Source organism: Variovorax xiamenensis (assembly GCF_050916385.1).
Lineage (GTDB): Bacteria > Pseudomonadota > Gammaproteobacteria > Burkholderiales > Burkholderiaceae_C > Variovorax.
Window position 1 is genome coordinate 4,291,069 of the sequence record NZ_CP139038.1, and the last position, 16,057, is coordinate 4,307,125.

A 16,057-nucleotide genomic window follows, 5' to 3' on the forward strand; every position below is an offset into this window, starting at 1 on the left:
CTGCCCGACCAGAACCGGAGGAGACCCCGCATGTCGTTCCTGAATGCCTATGTGCTGCCGCTCACCGTGCTCGCCGCCCTCGGATCGGGGCTCATCGCGGGCCTGTTCTTCGCCTTCTCGAACACCATCATGAAAGCCCTCTCGCGCATGCCGCCCGAACAAGGCATGGCGGCGATGCAGCACATCAACGTCGTCATCCTCAACCCGGTCTTCCTCGGCATCTTCGTGGGCACGGCGCTGCTGGGCGTGGTGCTGGGGCTACGGGCGGTGCTCTCGCCGCAGGGCTGGGTCTCCATCTGGCTGATCGTGGGCGCGCTCGCCTATGTGGCGGGCTCCTTCGCGCTGACGCGCATCGTCAACGTGCCGATGAACGACGCGCTCGCGCGGGCCGACGCCACTGCGTCCGTCGCGTCGGTGCAGTGGCCGGCCTATGTGGAGCCGTGGCTGCGATGGAACCACGTGCGCACGGTCGCCTCGATCGCGGCCGCGCTGGCGTTCACGCTCGCGGCCATCCAGATGGGGCGTTCGTCATGACCGCCGTCGCCACGCTGCGCGCCATTCGCGCCGACATCACCACCCTGCACGTCGATGCCATCGTCAACGCCGCGAACTCCTCGCTGCTCGGCGGTGGTGGCGTGGACGGCGCGATCCATCGAGCGGCCGGGCCCGAGCTGGTGCATGAGTGCCGGCTGCTCGGCGGATGCAAGACGGGTGACGCCAAACTCACGAAGGGCTACCGGCTGCCGGCGCGCTTCGTCATCCACACGGTCGGCCCTGTGTGGCGCGGCGGCGATTCCGGCGAGGCCGACCTGCTCGCCTCGTGCTACCGGCGCTCGATGGCGCTCGCGGCAGCGCACGGCGTTCGCAGCATCGCGTTTCCCGGCATCAGCACGGGCATCTACGGCTATCCGGTGGAGCCGGCGGCGAAGCTCGCGGTGAGCACCGTGCGGGAGGCGCTGGCGGACGCTGCCTCCCCGGTGGAAGAAGTCGTCTTCTGCTGCTTCTCGCCGGGCGATCTCGCCATCTACGACGCGGTGCTGGCCTGACCCGGCGCCGGACTCCACGAACAACAAACCCCACAACCCATGTCCGAATCCAAGTTCGAACCCGACGACAACGACGGCAACGCCAACGCAGGCATGCGCAAGGGCCTGACCAGCTACGGCGACCGCGGCTTCTCGCTCTTCCTGCGCAAGGCCTTCATCAAGGGCGCGGGCTACACCGACGCCGCGCTGGACCGCCCGGTGATCGGCATCGCCAGCACCGGCAGCGCCTACAACCCCTGCCACGGCAATGCGCCGCAGCTCATCGAGGCCGTGAAGCGCGGCGTGATGCTCGCGGGCGGGCTGCCGATGGAGTTCCCGACCATCTCGGTGCACGAAAGCTTCGCCGCGCCGACCAGCATGTACCTGCGCAACCTGATGGCCATGGACACGGAGGAGATGGTCCGCGCCCAGCCCATGGACGCGGTGGTGCTCATCGGCGGCTGCGACAAGACCGTGCCGGCGCAGCTCATGGGCGCGGCGTCGGCCGGGCTGCCGGCCATCCAGCTCATCACCGGCTCGATGCTCACCGGCAGCCATCGCGGCGAACGCGTGGGCGCGTGCACCGACTGCCGGCGCTACTGGGCCAGGTACCGCGCGGGCGAGATCGACGCGGAGGAAACCGCCGACGTCAACAACCAGCTGGTCGCGAGCGTAGGCACCTGCTCGGTCATGGGCACGGCGAGCACCATGGCCTGCATCGCCGAGGCGCTGGGCATGACGGTGCCGGGCGGAGCCTCGCCGCCTGCGGTCACGGCGGACCGCATCCGCATCGCCGAGCAGACCGGTGCGCAGGCCGTGCAGATCGCGCGCGAGCGCCTCACCATTGACAAGGTGCTGACCCCGGCTGCCTTCGAGAACGCGATGCGCGTGCTGCTGGCCATCGGCGGCTCGACCAACGGCATCGTGCATCTCGCGGCCATCGCCGGGCGCATGGGCCTGGACATCGACCTGCACGCGCTCGACCGCATGGGCCGCGAGACGCCGGTGCTGCTCGACCTGAAGCCCTCGGGCCAGCACTACATGGAAGACTTCCACGCCGCCGGCGGCATGGCCACGCTGCTGCGCGAGCTCAAGCCGCTGCTGCACCTCGACGCGCTCACGGTCACGGGCCGCACGCTGGGCGAGGAGATCGAGCGTGCCGGCCCCGGCTTCGCGCAGGACGTGGTGCGGACGGCTGCACGGCCGATCTACCCGCAAGGCGGCATCGCAGTGCTGTGGGGCAACCTGGCGCCGGGCGGCGCGATCATCAAGCAGTCGGCGGCCGATCCTGCGCTGATGGAGCACGAGGGCCGCGCCGTGGTCTTCGAGAACGCCGAAGACCTGGCGCGGCGCATCGACAGCGACGAGCTCGACGTCACCCCGCAAGATGTGCTGGTGCTCAAGAACATCGGCCCCAAGGGCGCGCCGGGCATGCCCGAGGCCGGCTATCTCCCCATTCCGCGCAAGCTCGCGCGCGCCGGCGTGAAGGACATGGTGCGCATTTCCGACGGGCGCATGAGCGGCACCGCCTTCGGCACCATCGTGCTGCACGTGACGCCCGAGTCGGCAGTGGGCGGCCCGCTGGCCCATGTGCGCAGCGGCGACCGCATCCGGCTCAGCGTGGCGAACCGGGAGATCTCGCTGCTGGTGAGCGACGAAGAGCTTGCGCGCCGCGCGAAGGAATCGCCGGTGGTGGAACCCACCGCCGAGCGCGGCTACAGGAAGCTCTTCCTGCAGACCGTGACGCAGGCCGACAAGGGCGTGGACTTCGACTTCCTCCGCGCGCCCGACACCACGGGCAAGGTGCCGCGCTAGCGCGAAGGGGCATGCGCCGGTTCTGCACAATGGGCGCATGACCGATCACTTCTACGACGAACTCGCACCGCTCTATCACCTGATCTATCCGGACTGGAACGACAGCATCCGCGTACAGGGCGAAAGGCTCTCCCGGCTCTTCGAGGCCGAATGGCCGTCCGGCCAGGCCAGCCGCAAGGTGCTCGACGTGTCGTGCGGCATCGGCACGCAGATGCTGGGGCTCGCGGCGCTGGGCCACAGGGTGACGGCTTCGGACCTGTCGGCCAACGAGGTCGAACGCGCGCGGCGCGAAGCAGGCCTGCGCGGCCTCGACGTCAATCTGTCGGTGTGCGACATGCGCGAGGCGCACACGCACCACGGCGGCGGCTTCGCCATCGTGATCTCGTGCGACAACTCGATGCCGCACCTGCAGACCGACGCCGACCTGCTGACCGCCCTGCGCCAGATGACGGCCTGCCTGCGCCCGGGCGGCGGCTGCGTGGTCAGCGTGCGCGACTATGCGAAGGAAGAGCGCGGCAGCAACCTCGTGAAGCACTACGGCGCGCGCGTGGAGAACGGCAAGCGCCACGTGCTCTTCCAGGTCTGGGACTTCGACGACGGGGGCAAGGGCGAGCACTACGACCTGGGCTTCTTCTTCGTCACCGAGGACCTCGCCACGCAGGCGGTGAGCACGCGCGTGATGCGCTCGCGCTACTACGCCATCTCGACGACGCGGCTGTGCGAACTCATGCAGGAGGCGGGTCTGAAGGACGTGCGGCGCGTCGACGATGCGTTCTTCCAGCCAGTGCTGGTGGGCACGCGGCCCTGAGCCGGCCTCGATCCGGCACTGGTTTTCAGGATGTTTCAGAGGGAGTTTCGAGGAGCCTGCCGGTCACTGTCCCGTCATGGGGCAAACCTAGCATCCGGCGGCTTTCGTTTCTTCTTCAACAAACACCTGAAAACCACATATGAAAAAGAGCGTTCCCGCGCCTGCGCCCCGTCCCGTTCTCGCAACCATCGCAGCAGCCACGGTCATCGGCGGAAGCCTCCTGATGACCGCCTGCGGCGGCGGTAGTGGCGGTGGCATCTCTTTCCCGGTGCTCCCCCCGGCACCCGCCCCGGCTCCCACGCCGGCCCCGCCCGCTCCCACGCCGCTGGGCACGCTCGACGGCTCGGTTCCCCTGGTCATCGGCCACCGCGGCCTGCCGGGCCTGTATCCGGAAGAAACGAAGACCGCCTACGAAGCCGCCGCCGACGCCGGGGCCGATTCGCTCGAAACCGACCTGCACCTCACCAAGGACTGCGTGCTGGTCGCCCGTCACAACCCCTGGCTGAGCGACAACACCAACGTCGCCGACGTCGCCAAGACCAACGCCACCGTCGCCGGCCGCAAGCGCACCGTGCCGGGCGTGCTGGTCAACGTGAAGTACCCGCCCGTCGCCGCCAACGGCCCGGCCCAGTACCTGAGCGACCTGACCGATCCCAACGATCCGAAGTCGGTGCTCAAGTCGCTCATCGTCGACGGCGAGGACCACACCAACGACTGGTCCATCACCGACTTCACGATGGACGAGCTGCGCCAGTGGATCCGCGGCACCACCTACGACGCCAAGGACCAGCGCCCCACCGACCTCAACGGCAAGCTGCCGATCATCAGCTTCCAGGAACTGATCGACATCGCCAAGGCCAAGAGCGCCGCGACCGGCCGCACGCTCACCGTGTACCCGGAAACCAAGAACCCGATCTGGAACAACGCGCAGGCCATCGCCAACGGCTGCGGCCCGGCGGGCAGCCATCCGCTGGAAGACGCGCTGCTGAAGGTCATGAACTTCAACGACCTCAACCGCAAGGACGCGCCGATCTTCGTGCAGAGCTTCGAGCCCGAGAGCCTGAAGTACCTGCGCTCGGCCGGCATGAAGGCCCGCGCGGTGCAGCTGGTGGACGGCAATGACGTCAACTACCAGACCGGCGAGATGATCTACGTCACCAACGACGTCTACACCTTCGTCGACGGCCGCCCCTACAGCTGGACGCTGGCCGGCAATCCGAAGTGGTTCGGCGAGATGCTCACGCCCGCGGGCCTGGCCGAAGTCAAGACCTATGCCGACGGCATCGGCCCGTGGAAGCCGCAGGTCATGGCCCACACCATCGTGCCCTTCGTCGCAGGCAAAGGCTTGGCCGACGTGAACACCATCAAGCCCACGAGCCTGATCGCCGACGCGCACAAGGCGGGCCTCTTCGTGCACAGCTACACCTTCCGCAACGAAGCGAAGTACTTGGCGGGCGTCTACAAGGGCGACCCAACGGCCGAATACCTCGCCTTCTTCCGTGCGGGCATCGATGGCGTGTTCTCGGACTTCGCGAACACGGCCTTCGCGGCGCGCAAGACCTACCTGAAGGAAACTGGCCGCTGAGGCCGGGCCAGGCGAGCGGAACGCAGGCAGGCAGCGAGGCGAGATGTACCCGGGCGAGCGACTCAACGGATACAGCCACCTGCTGGGCCTGCTGCTCGCGCTGCCGGCGATGGCGCTGCTGCTCGTCAAGACAGTGCCCACCGGCGACCCGGCGCGCATCGCGGGCGCGCTGGTGTTCTCCCTCTCGGCGGTGGCGCTCTATGCCGCCTCCACCCTCTTCCACAGCACACGCGGCCGCCTCAAGCGCATGTGGGAGCGCGCCGACCACTGCGCCATCTTCCTGCTGATCGCCGGCACCTACACGCCCTTCGCGCTGGTCACGATGCAGGGCCCCTGGGGCCTGCTGCTGCTGGCCATGATCTGGGGCGCGGCAATCTTCGGCATCCGGCGCGAGCTCGTTCCGGCGAAGAACGGCGCGCCGAAGAAGCCATCGCTGCCGATCTACATCGGCCTGGGCTGGCTGGTCGTCCTCGCCGCCGTGCCGCTGGCCGCGCGGTTAGATACGGCGGGCCTGGTGTGGCTGCTGATCGGCGGAGTCTTCTACACGACGGGCACCGTGTTCTATCGCAACCGGTCGGGCTTCCGGCACGCGCACGGGGCCTGGCACCTGTTCGTGCTGGCGGGAACGACGAGCCACTACGTGGCGGTGGGCTGGTTCGTTCTTTGAGGCCCCGGGGCACCGGTCGCGGGATAATCCCCGACCGATGATCGTCCGACCCCGTCCCCACTGGCTGCGCATGCTCTTCGTATGGCGCGGCTCGGTCCTGTCGGACATCGCGCCCCAGCTGCTGTGGACCACCGCCTTCGCGGTGCTGGTGACGGTGCTGCACGGGCGGCTCTTCCAGTGGAAGGTGCCGCTCAACTTCGTGCCCTTCTCTCTCATCGGCCTGACGCTGGCCATCTTCCTGGGCTTTCGCAACAGCACGAGCTACTCGCGCTACTGGGAGGCGCGCACGCTGTGGGGCACACTGCTCAACGAAACGCGAACGCTGGTCCGGCAGGCGCTGACGCTGACGGATGCGCCCTCGGAAGCAGCAAAGCCCGCCATGCGCCTCGTCGCCTTCGTCCACGCATTGCGCCATCAGCTGCGCGGCACGGACTCTTCGGCCGATCTCGCCCGGCTGCTGCCCGAGGCAGACTGCGCGCGCCTCCGGGCCGCGCGCTTCAAGCCGGCCGTGCTCCTGCTGATGGTGGGCGAATGGCTGCGCGACCAGCGCACGCAGGGCCGGCTGGACCCGACGCTCGCGCAGGCCATGGAGCACCCGCTGGGACGCCTGACCGAAGCGCTGGGCGGCTGCGAACGCATCGCGAGCACGCCCATACCGTTCACCTACTCGGTCATCATCCACCGCACCATCTACCTGTACTGCGTGCTGCTGCCCTTCGGGCTCGTGGACGCGATCGGCGCGATGACGCCGGTGGTGGTCGCCTTCATCGCCTACACCTTCTTCGCGCTGGAGGCGCTGGGCGCCGAAATCGAGGAGCCCTTCGGCACGCAGCCCAACGACCTGGCGCTGGATGCCATGTCGCACACCATCGAATCGACCTTGCGCGAGATGCTGGGCGAGCCCCAGCCAGTGTCGCCGGCCGAGGTCGAGCCCAAGGAATACATACGAACCTGAGCGGCGACGCGGCCCTCGCCCCGGGTCAGAGCATCTTCACCGCCACCTGCAACAGGCCCCGCAGGTGACGCGGCCCGAGGCGCGAATCGCCGGCCGAGATCAGGCACAGCACGCCCAGATGCGCATCGAGCGCCGCGCCATTCTTCTCGTAGAGCACCAGCACCTTCTCGCCGGTGGCGCTGTTGTAGAGCTCGTTCCAGCTGAAGATGGCCTGGTAGCCGTCGTCGCCGCGTGCGACGAACACGCAGCGCTTGAGTTCCGAGCGCGGCCTCTCCGAGAGCCCGCAGGCATCGAGCACGTCGACCAGCCGCGCGCCGGCGTAGCTGTCGACCTGGGCGACGGGCCGGCCCGAATAGCACAGCACCTGCGTGGGCCCCAGGTCGTGCCTGCCCAGCCTTTCGAGCGCCTGGCGAGTGAAGATGCCGGGCCGTGGCACCAGGCCGAGGATTTCCAGGCCGTTGTTCCCGGCGGGGAATTCCGGCTCCACGGACGACTCGCGGAGTCCGGCATCTGCGACGGCATCAGGGTTCATCATGGTTTCCACGGATTCGAGGCTGGTGGCGGATATTGCGGCAGGAACCGACCGGGCGCGATCCACTTTTGCGTATCGCCTCCATCCGGATATTCTCATTTCGCTATATTCCCATGAATATAGAGAATCGAGACAGCAGACCCGCCTGACCCATGTTCATCCGACAGCTGAGCTACGTCGTCGCGCTTGCGCGCGAGAAACACTTCGGCCGCGCGGCCGCCGCATGCAATGTGTCGCAGCCCGCGCTCTCCGGCGCGATCCGTGGCATCGAGGAGGAGCTGGGCGTGGTCATCGTCCAGCGCGGGCGGCGCTTCGAGGGCTTCACCAAGGACGGAGAACGCGTGCTCGCATGGGCCCGGCGCGTGCTGGCCGACTGCGAAAGCCTGCGCCAGGACGCCCGCGCCAGCGAGGACGACCCGAGCGGCACGCTGCGCATGGGCGTGATTCCCGCCTCGCTGCCACTGGTGCCGATGCTCACGCAATGCTGCCTGCAGAAGTACCCGCGGATGCGGCACGAGATCTACACGCTGTCGGCCACCGAGATTCTGCGCAAGATCTCCGCCTTCGAGCTCGACCTGGGCCTGAGCTATCTCGACGACGACAGGCTCGATGCCTTCGCCACCCTGCCCGTCTTCCGCGAGCGCTACATGTTCGTCGCGGCCGACAAGACCTTGCTCGAAGGCGTGAGCTCGATGTCGTGGTCGGAGGCGGCGGGCTTCCCGTTGTGCCTCTTCACCACCAACATGCAGTGCCGCTGGGGCATGGACGCCGCCTTCGCCGCTGCCGGCGTGGAAGCCGTGCCGCAGGTCGAGACCGATTCCATGACCGCGCTGTGGGCCCATGTGCGCAGGGCCGGCCTCTACAGCATCCTGCCGCACAGCGTGCTGTGCCTGACGGAGCCGGCGCAGCAGCTCTGCGCGGTGCCGATGGCGCCGCAGCTGCAGCGCGACATCGGCCTGGTGTTCGCCGGCCAGCAGCCGCGCGGGCCCTTGCTGGATGCCGCCTTGCGCCGTTTTCGCGAACTCGACCTGCAGGGCTGGGTGGACGGCTTCCTGCCGGCCGACTGAGCGGTCAGCGCCGCACCGCCTTGCGGTAAAGCCGCGCGACCACGACCAGCAGACATGCGCCGGCCAATGTCGGCAGCACGAGGAAATCCCAGCCCGGCTGCGACAGGAAGATGATGACCGGGTTGCTGCCGGCGGGCGGATGCACGGTGTCGGTGGCCATCATCAGCATCGCCGCACAGGCGCCGGCCGCCGCCATAGCCATCCATCCTGGCCCGAGCCAGTGCAGGAACAGAAGGCCGACGGCCGAAGACAGCAGGTGCCCGCCGATGACGCTCCTCGGCCGCGAGAACGCTGCATCCGGAAACCCGAACAGCAGCACGCACGACGCGCCGAAGGAGCCGAGCAGCCATGCATGCCCCGTTGCCGCGGCCAGCGCACCGATCGACGCCAGCGCCATGAACGCGCCCAGGCCAGCCAGCAGGATGCCGGCGATCCGGGCGCCGCGCGTCGCGCCTGCTGCTTTCGGCTGCGTGGCGGAAGAAGAAGGCGGCACGCGAGCCTCTTCCTACTTCTTCGCGAAGCGCGCGGCCTCTTCCGAGCCCTTGGTCGCGTTGCCCGCGCTGTACGAGTGCGCCCCAACGCCGGCCAGCTTGCCGCCCTGCACGATCAGGTACTCGTTGCGGATCGGCCGGTTCTCGAAGTAGCACTCCAGGATCTCGCGCGTGCCGGCCGCGTAGCGCGCCTGCGCCGAGAGGCTGGTGCCCGAGATGTGCGGCGTCATGCCGTGGTGCGGCATCGTGCGCCACGGGTGGTCGGCCGGCGCCGGCTGCGGGAACCAAACGTCGCCGGCGTAGCCCGCGAGCTGGCCGCTTTCCAGCGCGGCGGCCACCGCGTCGCGGTCGCACAGCTTGCCGCGCGCGGTGTTGATCAGGTAGGCGCCGCGCTTGAAGTTCCTCAGCGACTGCGCATTGATCATGTGCTCCGTCTCGGGGTGCAGCGGGCAGTTCAGCGTGACCACGTCGCACACCTTGGCCAGGCTTTCCAGGCTGGTGTGGTGCGTGAGGCCGAGTTCCTTTTCGACCGTCTCGGGCAGGCGGTGGCGGTCCATGTAGTGCAGCTTCACGTCGTGCGGCTTGAGCAGGCGCAGCACGCGCAGGCCGATGCGCCCCGCGGCCACGGTGCCGACGTTCATGCCCTCGAGGTCGTAGGAGCGCGCCACGCAGTCGGCGATGTTCCAGCCGCCCTTGATCACCCAGTTGTACGAGGGGATGTAGTTGCGCACCAGGCCCAGCGTCATCATCACGACGTGCTCGGCCACGCTGTTGCTGTTGCAGTAGGTCACCTCCGCGACGGTGATGCCGCGGTCCATGGCGGCCTGCAGGTCGGTGTGGTCCGAGCCGATGCCGGCGGTCACGATCATCCTGAGCTTCGGCGCCTTCGCGATGCGCTCGGCCGTCATGTAGGCAGGCCAGAAGGGCTGCGAGATCACGATCTCGGCGTCGTGCAGCTCGCGGTCGAGCACGCTGTCTGTGCCGTCCTTGCTGGAGGTGACCACCAGTTCGTGGCCGTTGGACTCCAGGTATTTGCGCAGGCCCAGTTCGCCCGAGACGCTGCCCAGCAGCGTGCCGGGCTTGAAGTCGATGCGCCGGGGCGTGGGCAGCGTCTGCCCGTCGGGGTAGCGCTCGAGGTGCGGCAGGTCGTCGCGGGCGTAAGTCGTGGGGTAGCCGGTGACGGGGTCGTCGTAGAGCACACAAACAATCTTGGCCATGTCTTTGGTTCCTGGTTGATGGCGCGCCGGGTGGCACGCTCTGGGCAGCAGCCTCGGCTGCATGGAACGCATGTTTCCCGGATGAGGCTCCGGGTGCCAATCGTTTGATTCGACCGCGTGATAGGCCCGCCTTATCAGGCGCGCGCGGGCTCTCTCGGTCTCTCAGTCGCTCTTCCTGCCGTCCCTGAACGCCAGCACCACGATGCCGACCGCACAGGCCGCGAAGACGATGCCCGAGGGCACCGCGCCGATGTTGGCCATGAGCCAGCCGTAGAGATCGACCAGCATGCCGATGATGCGGTTGCCGCTTGTGTGGCGGCCCAGGTCGTTGGCGATGAACGCGTTGAACGAAAGCACGCCGAATACCAGCGCCAGGAATGCCGTCACGATCCACTTCATCTTTTCTCTGCTCCCTCGTTCGGATGATCGGGTGCGGATGCTGCCATGCGAGGCCGCGCGGGCGAAGCGCGTTGCGAGACTTCATCAGATTCCGGCCCGCACTTTCTTTCTTCTCTGCCGCACGGTCATTCACAAAGCAGCCGATGTCGTCGCAGGATCGGCGCAAGAAAGTCACAGTTCGGTTCTCCGATCGAACTGAATGTTCACGAAATCTCACGACGGCCTTCTGCCGTTCTTTCATTTCGACAACGATCTCCCAAATGCAGCCTCGATTGCAGAGCACATTCACGGGAATCCATTCACAGATCATGAGCTTCGATACAGCCGGCGCGCTGCCGCTGGCACTCCTCTGCGCGAAGGGGCCACAGGGAGCGGGCCTTCACCAGAGACTGCAGCAGATGGGGCACGAGTGCCTGGCCTTCGCCGAGGCGGACGAGGTGCTCGCCGCGCTCGGCGACGGACGGCGCTTCGCACTGCTGCTGGTGAGCCAGCACGACGCGGCGTTCCGCAGCGGCCTGTTCGCGGTGAGCAGAGTGCTCGGCATGCCCGTGGTGCTCACCGTCCCCGACGGACAGTGGGAGCTGCTGTCTCCGAAGAACAAGGACGCCGCCCCGGCCGCGATGCTCGGCGCCGACGTGTCCCGCATGAGCGATGCCGAACTCGACTGGCTGGTGTGCGCCCTCGCCCGGCCCCGCCACGACGGCATGCCGCCGGCCACCGGCCACGCCCACCACGCCGCCACCGCATGGGGCGACTACCGTTTCCACGAAGACAGCCACGTCGTGCAGTTCAGGGACGACGAGATCCATCTGCAGCCGCGCCAGTTCGCCTTCGCGCTGCAGGCCTTCCAGAACATGGGGCGGGTGCTGGCGCGGGAATGGCTGTGGAACTCGCTGTGGGGCGCGGCCACCTGGCGCGAAGGCAACCGGGCGCTGGACGCCTGCGCCTCGAGCGTGCGCCGCAAGCTCGGTCTGCACGGGGAGCACGGCTTCCTGCTGCGCTCGGTCTACGGACAGGGCTATCAGCTCGTCGCCGTGCAGCGGCGCGGCTCCTCCGCGGTGGCCGCCGCGGCCATTGCTTCGAGCCGCGAGGCAGCCGCGGCCTGAGCCTGGATCAGGCCTGGCGCGGCAGCAGCATCCAGAAGGTGCTGCCCGCATCGGGAGCCGCGGTGCCGTCGATCGTGCCGCCATGGCGGGCGACCACCGTGCGCACGAACTCGAAGCCCAGTCCGTGTGAGCGAACGCCGGACTCTCCCGACTCGCCTGAAGGCCGGCCGACCGAGGCTTCGTTGGTTCCGGAAAGCAGCTGCTGCAAGGCCGGCTCGCTCATTCCCGTTCCTTCGTCGGCCACCGCGATCGCGACCTCCCGGTCATCGGCGCCCAGGCACAGCTGCACGACGCAGCCCTGCGGGCTGTGCCTGATCGCGTTGTTCAGCAGGTTGACGACGGCCCGCACGAGCAGCGCCGCATCCACGTTCAGCTCGATCTCCTCGTCCTCGTCGGCCATCCTCAGCACCAGCTCCACCTGCCTGCGGGCCGCGTATGCCGACACCTGGTCGCGCACGTCGAACAGCAGCGCGCCCAGGTGCGCGGGCGCGAACCTGTAGTTCCCGGTCCAGGCCTGCGAGACGTCGAGAAACTCCTCGGCCAGCTGCAGCGTGCGCAGCGCCTCGCGCCGGATGGCCGATGAAAGGGGCGAGGCGCCCGCATCGAGTTCCTCGAGGTCGATCAGCGCAAGGATGCTGGCCTGCGGGTTGCGCAGGTCGTGCGAGAGAAAGCGGTGCCACAGCTCGCGCTGCTGCTGCGCGCGGCGTTCGGAGGTCAGGTCCGCCAGCGCCACGAGGTAGCCCGACGGCGTCGGGGCTGCGCCCGGCGTCACCGGTGCGATCAGCAGCTGGAAGTGGCGCTCGTCCTTCGTCGTGTACTCGCCGTGGACCAGCCCGATCCACGCCGGTGGAGCGCCGTCGGCCTGCGCGAGCGTCTTCGACTGCGGCCGCATCGTTCGCAGCAGGTCCGGCAGGTACTGCATCTGCCGCGCCACGGCCTGCGGGCAGTCCGCCACGCCCAGCAGTTCGCGGGCCGCGGCATTGCTGCCCACCACCAGCCCCTGCGCGTCGCACAGCAGCACGCCGACCGGCATCGCCTGGATGGTGGATTCGGCAAGCACCTGCAGCCCGACCATGCGCGAGATCGCGCGGTCCAGCACCCGGTTGGAAGGCAGCGCATGGCGGGGCTGCCGCCAGTCGGCCGGCGGAAGCTCGAAGGCGCCGGCCGGCAAGGCCTGCAGCAGCTCCGCGCGCTGCTGCAGGTAGCGCAACTGGCTGCGCTGGCGGCCCCAGTTCCAGACCAGGTAGAGCGCCAGCAGCCCGACGACCGGCGTTGCCGGCGCAAGCCACCAGCGCAGCCAGTAGAGCGCGGCCACGCTGAGGAGGATGCTCCCCAGCGCCACGGCGACGAGCCGCGTCAGGCCCGCGCCCTCGTAGCGCCAGAAGAGCCACGCGGCCAGCCACAGCGGCAGTCCGATCCAGAGATAGCTCTCCAGCCAGCCCGGCACGCGGATGGAACGGCGGTGCATGAGCTGGTCGATGGCGTTGGCATGCACCTCCACGCCGGCGAGCAGCTGGGCATGCCCCGCCAGCGGCGCCACGACCTGGTCGCCCAGCCCCGGCGTGGTGCTGCCCACCAGTACGATCCTGTCGCGCAGGAACTCGGGCGACAGCTCGCCGCGCAGCACGCTCACGTAGGGAACCGTTCGGTAGCTGCCGCGCGGCCCCGCATAGGGAATGAGCAGGCGGTCGGCATAGCGCCAGCCCGCGGCGTCGGTGATGCCCCGCGCGCGCGACGGTGGAGGCACGCGCCCCGCCATGAGCAGCCCGATGTAGGGCCGCGCATTGTCCGGCGGGCCCAGCCGCATGAAGAGGCTGCGCGCGATGCCGTCGGCGTCGAGCACCAGCTCGGCATGACCGACGCCGGCGGCGCGCTGCTCGAGCATGGGAAGCGGCGCAAGAAACTCGTCCGGCGCCACGCGCGGAATGCTGGGCGTACGGTTGGCCTGCAGGGGCAGGTACACGGGCAGCCGCTGCATGGCCTGCGCGAGGCGCTCGTCCTGAGAGGCGTCGTCGCTGGGCTCCATCAGCAGCAGGTCGAGCATGACCGACTTCGCGCCGGCCTCGGCGAGCCTGTCCAGCAACTTCGCATGCGTCTCGCGCGGCCAGGGCCACTTGCCCAGCGCGGCGAGGCTGGACTCATCGATGGCGACGATCAGGATTTCAGGGGAAGGCGACTGCGCGGCCAGCGGAAGCGCGCGATCGTAGAAATGCATGTCGAGCTGTTCCAGGCCGGGGCGCTGGGCCAGCCACACCAGCAGGGCCGGAAACACGATCAGCGCCGCCAGTGGCGCTGCCAGAACTCGCAATCGCATGGTCCATCGACGAAAACTCATCGGTCGGGCACGTCGATGCTGCCGCCGGTGAATGGCTCCCCGTAGTGCGTTCCATCCTCTGTTTCGCTGACGCGCCAATGGTAGCGCCCGCCCAGCGCGAACGGCCCGACGATCGCGCTGCCGGCCTGCATGTCCTGCAGGTCGACGAGGCGGGTCGCGAAGTCCGGATCGCGCGAAATCTCCAGCCGGTAGCGCTTGCCCGGCGAGCCCCACCACAGCAGCTCGACGCGGCCGTCTTCCCTCCAGCGTACCGACCCGGTGGGCGACGGCATGTAGAACAGCAGGTCGCCCGGCATGCCTTCGAGATTGGCGGCATCCACCGCGGCGACGCGCAGGTAGTAGAAGCCGGGCTGCAGATCCTTCGGCAGCGCGAGCGAGGTGCCCGTGCTGGAGCCTTCGACGAGCGGCGCGAGGATGGCGTCGTCCTGCGCGATGCGCCAGCGGTAGCCCTGCGCGCCGGGAACCTGCTCGAGCTCGACGCCGGGCGATGCCGGCGACACGGTGCGGCTGGTGAACCGAGGCGCGGCAAGCAGCGCGCGAACCTCGGCGCCGGCCGGGTCGCCACCGCCGCTGTCGAACACGCTGCCCAGCCCCGCCTCGAGCACGAGCTGCCTCGGCTGCTTCGGCTGACGGAGGTCGCGCACGGCCACGCTGCCCTCGATGACTTCGCCCACCGTGCGCCCGTTCTGCTCGCGCACCCGGAACTGCGTGCCCCGCACGCTGAGCACCAGGGAGCGCGAGCGGATGTGGAACTCCTGGCCGGCGCTGCGCTTCTGCACCTGCGATTCAACCGCGCCGCCGAGGAGCCTGAGGCCGACCCGGTCGCGCCCGACGGTCTGGAGCTCGACCGTGCTGCTCGACGGGATCACCGAGCGGCTGCCGTCGGGCAGCCCGAGCGTCAGGAACGCATCGGGCGCGGTCGCGAGCGTGTCGCCCGCCCGCACCGGCATGCCCTGGACCACGGCCACGTCGGGCTTGCCGGCGCGCCGCTGCCAGGCCTGGCCGGTCACGGCCAGCACCATCGCCTCGCCTTCGCCCAGAGGACGGCCGTCGGCGAAGTACAGCACCGTTCCGGGCTGCAGGCGCCTGGGCTCTCCCACGTTGTTGCGCTGCTGGATCTCGGGCCATCGGGCCGGCTGCCGGTAGTGCTGGCCGGAAATGCCCCACAGGGTGTCGCCGGGCCGCACCACGTGCGAGGGCTGGGCGGAGAGGCCGCCAGCGAAGGCGCATGCCGCCAATGCCATCAATGCCACCACCGGCGCGAGCCGGCGGCGGCCTGCTTGCTTTCGCGCCGTCACGGGCGCTCGTCCTCCGCGAGGCCGAGCTGGTAGCCCTGCCCGTAGACGGTGCGAAGGATCATCCCGCGCCGCGCATCGAGATGGAGCTTCTTGCGCAGCCGGTAGACGTGGCTGTCCAGCGTTCGCGACGGCGCCTCCTCGGTCTCGTAGCCGGCGGTCTCCAGCAGGTGGGCGCGCGAGACCGTCTGGCCCAGGCGGCTGAAGAGCAGCAGCGTCAGGTTGAACTCGCGGCTGGTCAGGGTGTAGCTCTCGGGCTCTGCCTCCGCCGCCTCGCGGTAGTGCACGAGATGGCCGACGGGGTCCAGCGTCCAGCGGCCGATGCTCAGGGGAGCGTCGGGCGACTGGGGCTTGCTGCGCTTGAGCAGCCGCAACACGCGGGCCCGGAGCTCGAGCGGTCGGAAGGGCTTGGTGATGTAGTCGTCGGCACCGGAATTCAGCGCCTCGGCCACGTCGTCTTCGGAGCCCCTGGAGCTGATCATCAGCACCGGGACCGAGCTCCCCTTCCACACGCGCAGCCAGCGCAGCAGCTCGAGGCCGTCCATGCTGGGGACGGACCAGTCCAGGACGACCAGGTCGAAGGACTCGCGCCTGAGGACCCGCTGCAGCGCGAGCCCGTCGGAAAACCCCTGGCAGTGCACCGGTCCTTCGCGCTCCAGCTGCTGCTCCAGCGTGCGGATCAGAAGAGCCTGCTGGGAGATTTCGTCTTCGACGATCGCGATGCGCATTGCTTGCCTTGCTACCTGGGAACGCTGAATTC

Annotated in this window: 16 protein-coding genes; 9 read left to right on the forward strand and 7 right to left on the reverse strand. The window is 68.9% G+C overall.

Features of this window, described 5'->3' with window-relative positions; translation table 11 throughout:
• Positions 1 to 30: 30 nt before the first annotated feature.
• From SFB74_RS19540 to SFB74_RS19570, 7 genes are all read left to right on the forward strand, one after another.
• Positions 31 to 534, forward strand: coding sequence for a DUF1772 domain-containing protein (locus SFB74_RS19540; RefSeq protein ID WP_432725910.1), 504 nt, complete (start codon positions 31 to 33; stop codon positions 532 to 534).
• Positions 531 to 1,046 carry an O-acetyl-ADP-ribose deacetylase gene (locus tag SFB74_RS19545; protein WP_432725911.1) on the forward strand — a complete coding sequence of 172 codons (516 nt, stop codon included), beginning with the start codon at positions 531 to 533 and terminating at the stop codon, positions 1,044 to 1,046. Before SFB74_RS19540 ends, SFB74_RS19545 begins: the two co-directional genes overlap by 4 nt.
• A 39-nt stretch (positions 1,047 to 1,085) precedes the next feature.
• The gene (locus SFB74_RS19550) at positions 1,086 to 2,840 is read left to right on the forward strand and encodes an IlvD/Edd family dehydratase (RefSeq protein ID WP_432725912.1); all 1,755 of its coding nucleotides are present in this window, start codon (positions 1,086 to 1,088) and stop codon (positions 2,838 to 2,840) included.
• 37 nt (positions 2,841 to 2,877) lie between these two features.
• Complete coding sequence (locus SFB74_RS19555; protein WP_432725913.1) at positions 2,878 to 3,648, forward strand: class I SAM-dependent methyltransferase; 771 nt, start codon at positions 2,878 to 2,880, stop codon at positions 3,646 to 3,648.
• A gap of 139 nt (positions 3,649 to 3,787) precedes the next feature.
• A complete protein-coding gene (locus SFB74_RS19560) occupies positions 3,788 to 5,233 on the forward strand; it encodes a glycerophosphodiester phosphodiesterase family protein (RefSeq protein WP_432725914.1) in 1,446 nt (481 codons plus the stop codon).
• A gap of 43 nt (positions 5,234 to 5,276) precedes the next feature.
• Positions 5,277 to 5,900: a PAQR family membrane homeostasis protein TrhA gene (gene trhA, locus SFB74_RS19565; RefSeq protein WP_432725916.1), complete on the forward strand. Its 624-nt coding sequence runs from the start codon at positions 5,277 to 5,279 to the stop codon at positions 5,898 to 5,900.
• A 37-nt stretch (positions 5,901 to 5,937) separates the two neighbouring features.
• Positions 5,938 to 6,855 (forward strand): bestrophin family protein, encoded by a 918-nt coding sequence (locus tag SFB74_RS19570; protein WP_432725917.1) that lies wholly within the window; start codon positions 5,938 to 5,940, stop codon positions 6,853 to 6,855.
• 25 nt (positions 6,856 to 6,880) lie between these two features.
• On the opposite strand, the gene SFB74_RS19575 is transcribed toward SFB74_RS19570, so the two are convergent.
• Positions 6,881 to 7,390, reverse strand: a complete 510-nt coding sequence (locus SFB74_RS19575; RefSeq protein WP_432725918.1) for a hypothetical protein — start codon at positions 7,388 to 7,390, stop codon at positions 6,881 to 6,883.
• A 149-nt stretch (positions 7,391 to 7,539) separates the two neighbouring features.
• On the opposite strand from SFB74_RS19575, the gene SFB74_RS19580 reads away from it, so the two are divergent.
• Positions 7,540 to 8,454 carry a LysR family transcriptional regulator gene (locus SFB74_RS19580; RefSeq protein WP_432725919.1) on the forward strand — a complete coding sequence of 305 codons (915 nt, stop codon included), beginning with the start codon at positions 7,540 to 7,542 and terminating at the stop codon, positions 8,452 to 8,454.
• 4 nt (positions 8,455 to 8,458) lie between these two features.
• Here SFB74_RS19580 and SFB74_RS19585 read toward each other — a convergent pair whose 3' ends face one another.
• The 3 genes from SFB74_RS19585 to SFB74_RS19595 all read right to left on the reverse strand — a co-directional run bounded on the left by SFB74_RS19585 (position 8,459) and on the right by SFB74_RS19595 (position 10,561).
• Positions 8,459 to 8,947 carry an HPP family protein gene (locus SFB74_RS19585; protein ID WP_432725920.1) on the reverse strand — a complete coding sequence of 163 codons (489 nt, stop codon included), beginning with the start codon at positions 8,945 to 8,947 and terminating at the stop codon, positions 8,459 to 8,461.
• Between the two features lie 12 nt (positions 8,948 to 8,959).
• Positions 8,960 to 10,162, reverse strand: a complete 1,203-nt coding sequence (locus SFB74_RS19590) for an NAD-dependent formate dehydrogenase (protein WP_432725922.1) — start codon at positions 10,160 to 10,162, stop codon at positions 8,960 to 8,962.
• Between the two features lie 162 nt (positions 10,163 to 10,324).
• Entirely contained in the window at positions 10,325 to 10,561 is a 237-nt protein-coding gene (locus tag SFB74_RS19595) for a hypothetical protein (RefSeq protein WP_432725923.1), read from the reverse strand.
• A gap of 308 nt (positions 10,562 to 10,869) precedes the next feature.
• Here SFB74_RS19595 and SFB74_RS19600 point away from each other — a divergent pair, with 308 nt between their 5' ends.
• Positions 10,870 to 11,667, forward strand: a complete 798-nt coding sequence (locus tag SFB74_RS19600; RefSeq protein WP_432725924.1) for a winged helix-turn-helix domain-containing protein — start codon at positions 10,870 to 10,872, stop codon at positions 11,665 to 11,667.
• A 7-nt stretch (positions 11,668 to 11,674) separates the two neighbouring features.
• Here SFB74_RS19600 and SFB74_RS19605 read toward each other — a convergent pair whose 3' ends face one another.
• The 3 genes from SFB74_RS19605 to SFB74_RS19615 are packed head-to-tail and all read right to left on the reverse strand — an operon-like array spanning position 11,675 to position 16,025.
• A complete protein-coding gene (locus SFB74_RS19605) occupies positions 11,675 to 13,981 on the reverse strand; it encodes a CHASE2 domain-containing protein (RefSeq protein WP_432725926.1) in 2,307 nt (768 codons plus the stop codon).
• A 17-nt stretch (positions 13,982 to 13,998) separates the two neighbouring features.
• Positions 13,999 to 15,300 (reverse strand): FecR domain-containing protein, encoded by a 1,302-nt coding sequence (locus SFB74_RS19610; protein WP_432725927.1) that lies wholly within the window; start codon positions 15,298 to 15,300, stop codon positions 13,999 to 14,001.
• Positions 15,297 to 16,025: a response regulator transcription factor gene (locus SFB74_RS19615; RefSeq protein WP_432725928.1), complete on the reverse strand. Its 729-nt coding sequence runs from the start codon at positions 16,023 to 16,025 to the stop codon at positions 15,297 to 15,299. The genes SFB74_RS19610 and SFB74_RS19615 overlap by 4 nt, the downstream gene beginning before the upstream one ends.
• Positions 16,026 to 16,057 lie beyond the last annotated feature (32 nt).

Coding starts and splice junctions, on each gene's coding strand:
- SFB74_RS19540 (WP_432725910.1), top strand. CDS start 31: ATGTCGTTCCTGAATGCCTATGTGCTGCCGCTCACCGTGCTCGCCGCC.
- SFB74_RS19545 (WP_432725911.1), top strand. CDS start 531: ATGACCGCCGTCGCCACGCTGCGCGCCATTCGCGCCGACATCACCACC.
- SFB74_RS19550 (WP_432725912.1), top strand. CDS start 1,086: ATGTCCGAATCCAAGTTCGAACCCGACGACAACGACGGCAACGCCAAC.
- SFB74_RS19555 (WP_432725913.1), top strand. CDS start 2,878: ATGACCGATCACTTCTACGACGAACTCGCACCGCTCTATCACCTGATC.
- SFB74_RS19560 (WP_432725914.1), top strand. CDS start 3,788: ATGAAAAAGAGCGTTCCCGCGCCTGCGCCCCGTCCCGTTCTCGCAACC.
- trhA (WP_432725916.1), top strand. CDS start 5,277: ATGTACCCGGGCGAGCGACTCAACGGATACAGCCACCTGCTGGGCCTG.
- SFB74_RS19570 (WP_432725917.1), top strand. CDS start 5,938: ATGATCGTCCGACCCCGTCCCCACTGGCTGCGCATGCTCTTCGTATGG.
- SFB74_RS19575 (WP_432725918.1), bottom strand. CDS start 7,390: ATGATGAACCCTGATGCCGTCGCAGATGCCGGACTCCGCGAGTCGTCC.
- SFB74_RS19580 (WP_432725919.1), top strand. CDS start 7,540: ATGTTCATCCGACAGCTGAGCTACGTCGTCGCGCTTGCGCGCGAGAAA.
- SFB74_RS19590 (WP_432725922.1), bottom strand. CDS start 10,162: ATGGCCAAGATTGTTTGTGTGCTCTACGACGACCCCGTCACCGGCTAC.
- SFB74_RS19595 (WP_432725923.1), bottom strand. CDS start 10,561: ATGAAGTGGATCGTGACGGCATTCCTGGCGCTGGTATTCGGCGTGCTT.
- SFB74_RS19600 (WP_432725924.1), top strand. CDS start 10,870: ATGAGCTTCGATACAGCCGGCGCGCTGCCGCTGGCACTCCTCTGCGCG.
- SFB74_RS19605 (WP_432725926.1), bottom strand. CDS start 13,981: ATGCGATTGCGAGTTCTGGCAGCGCCACTGGCGGCGCTGATCGTGTTT.
- SFB74_RS19615 (WP_432725928.1), bottom strand. CDS start 16,025: ATGCGCATCGCGATCGTCGAAGACGAAATCTCCCAGCAGGCTCTTCTG.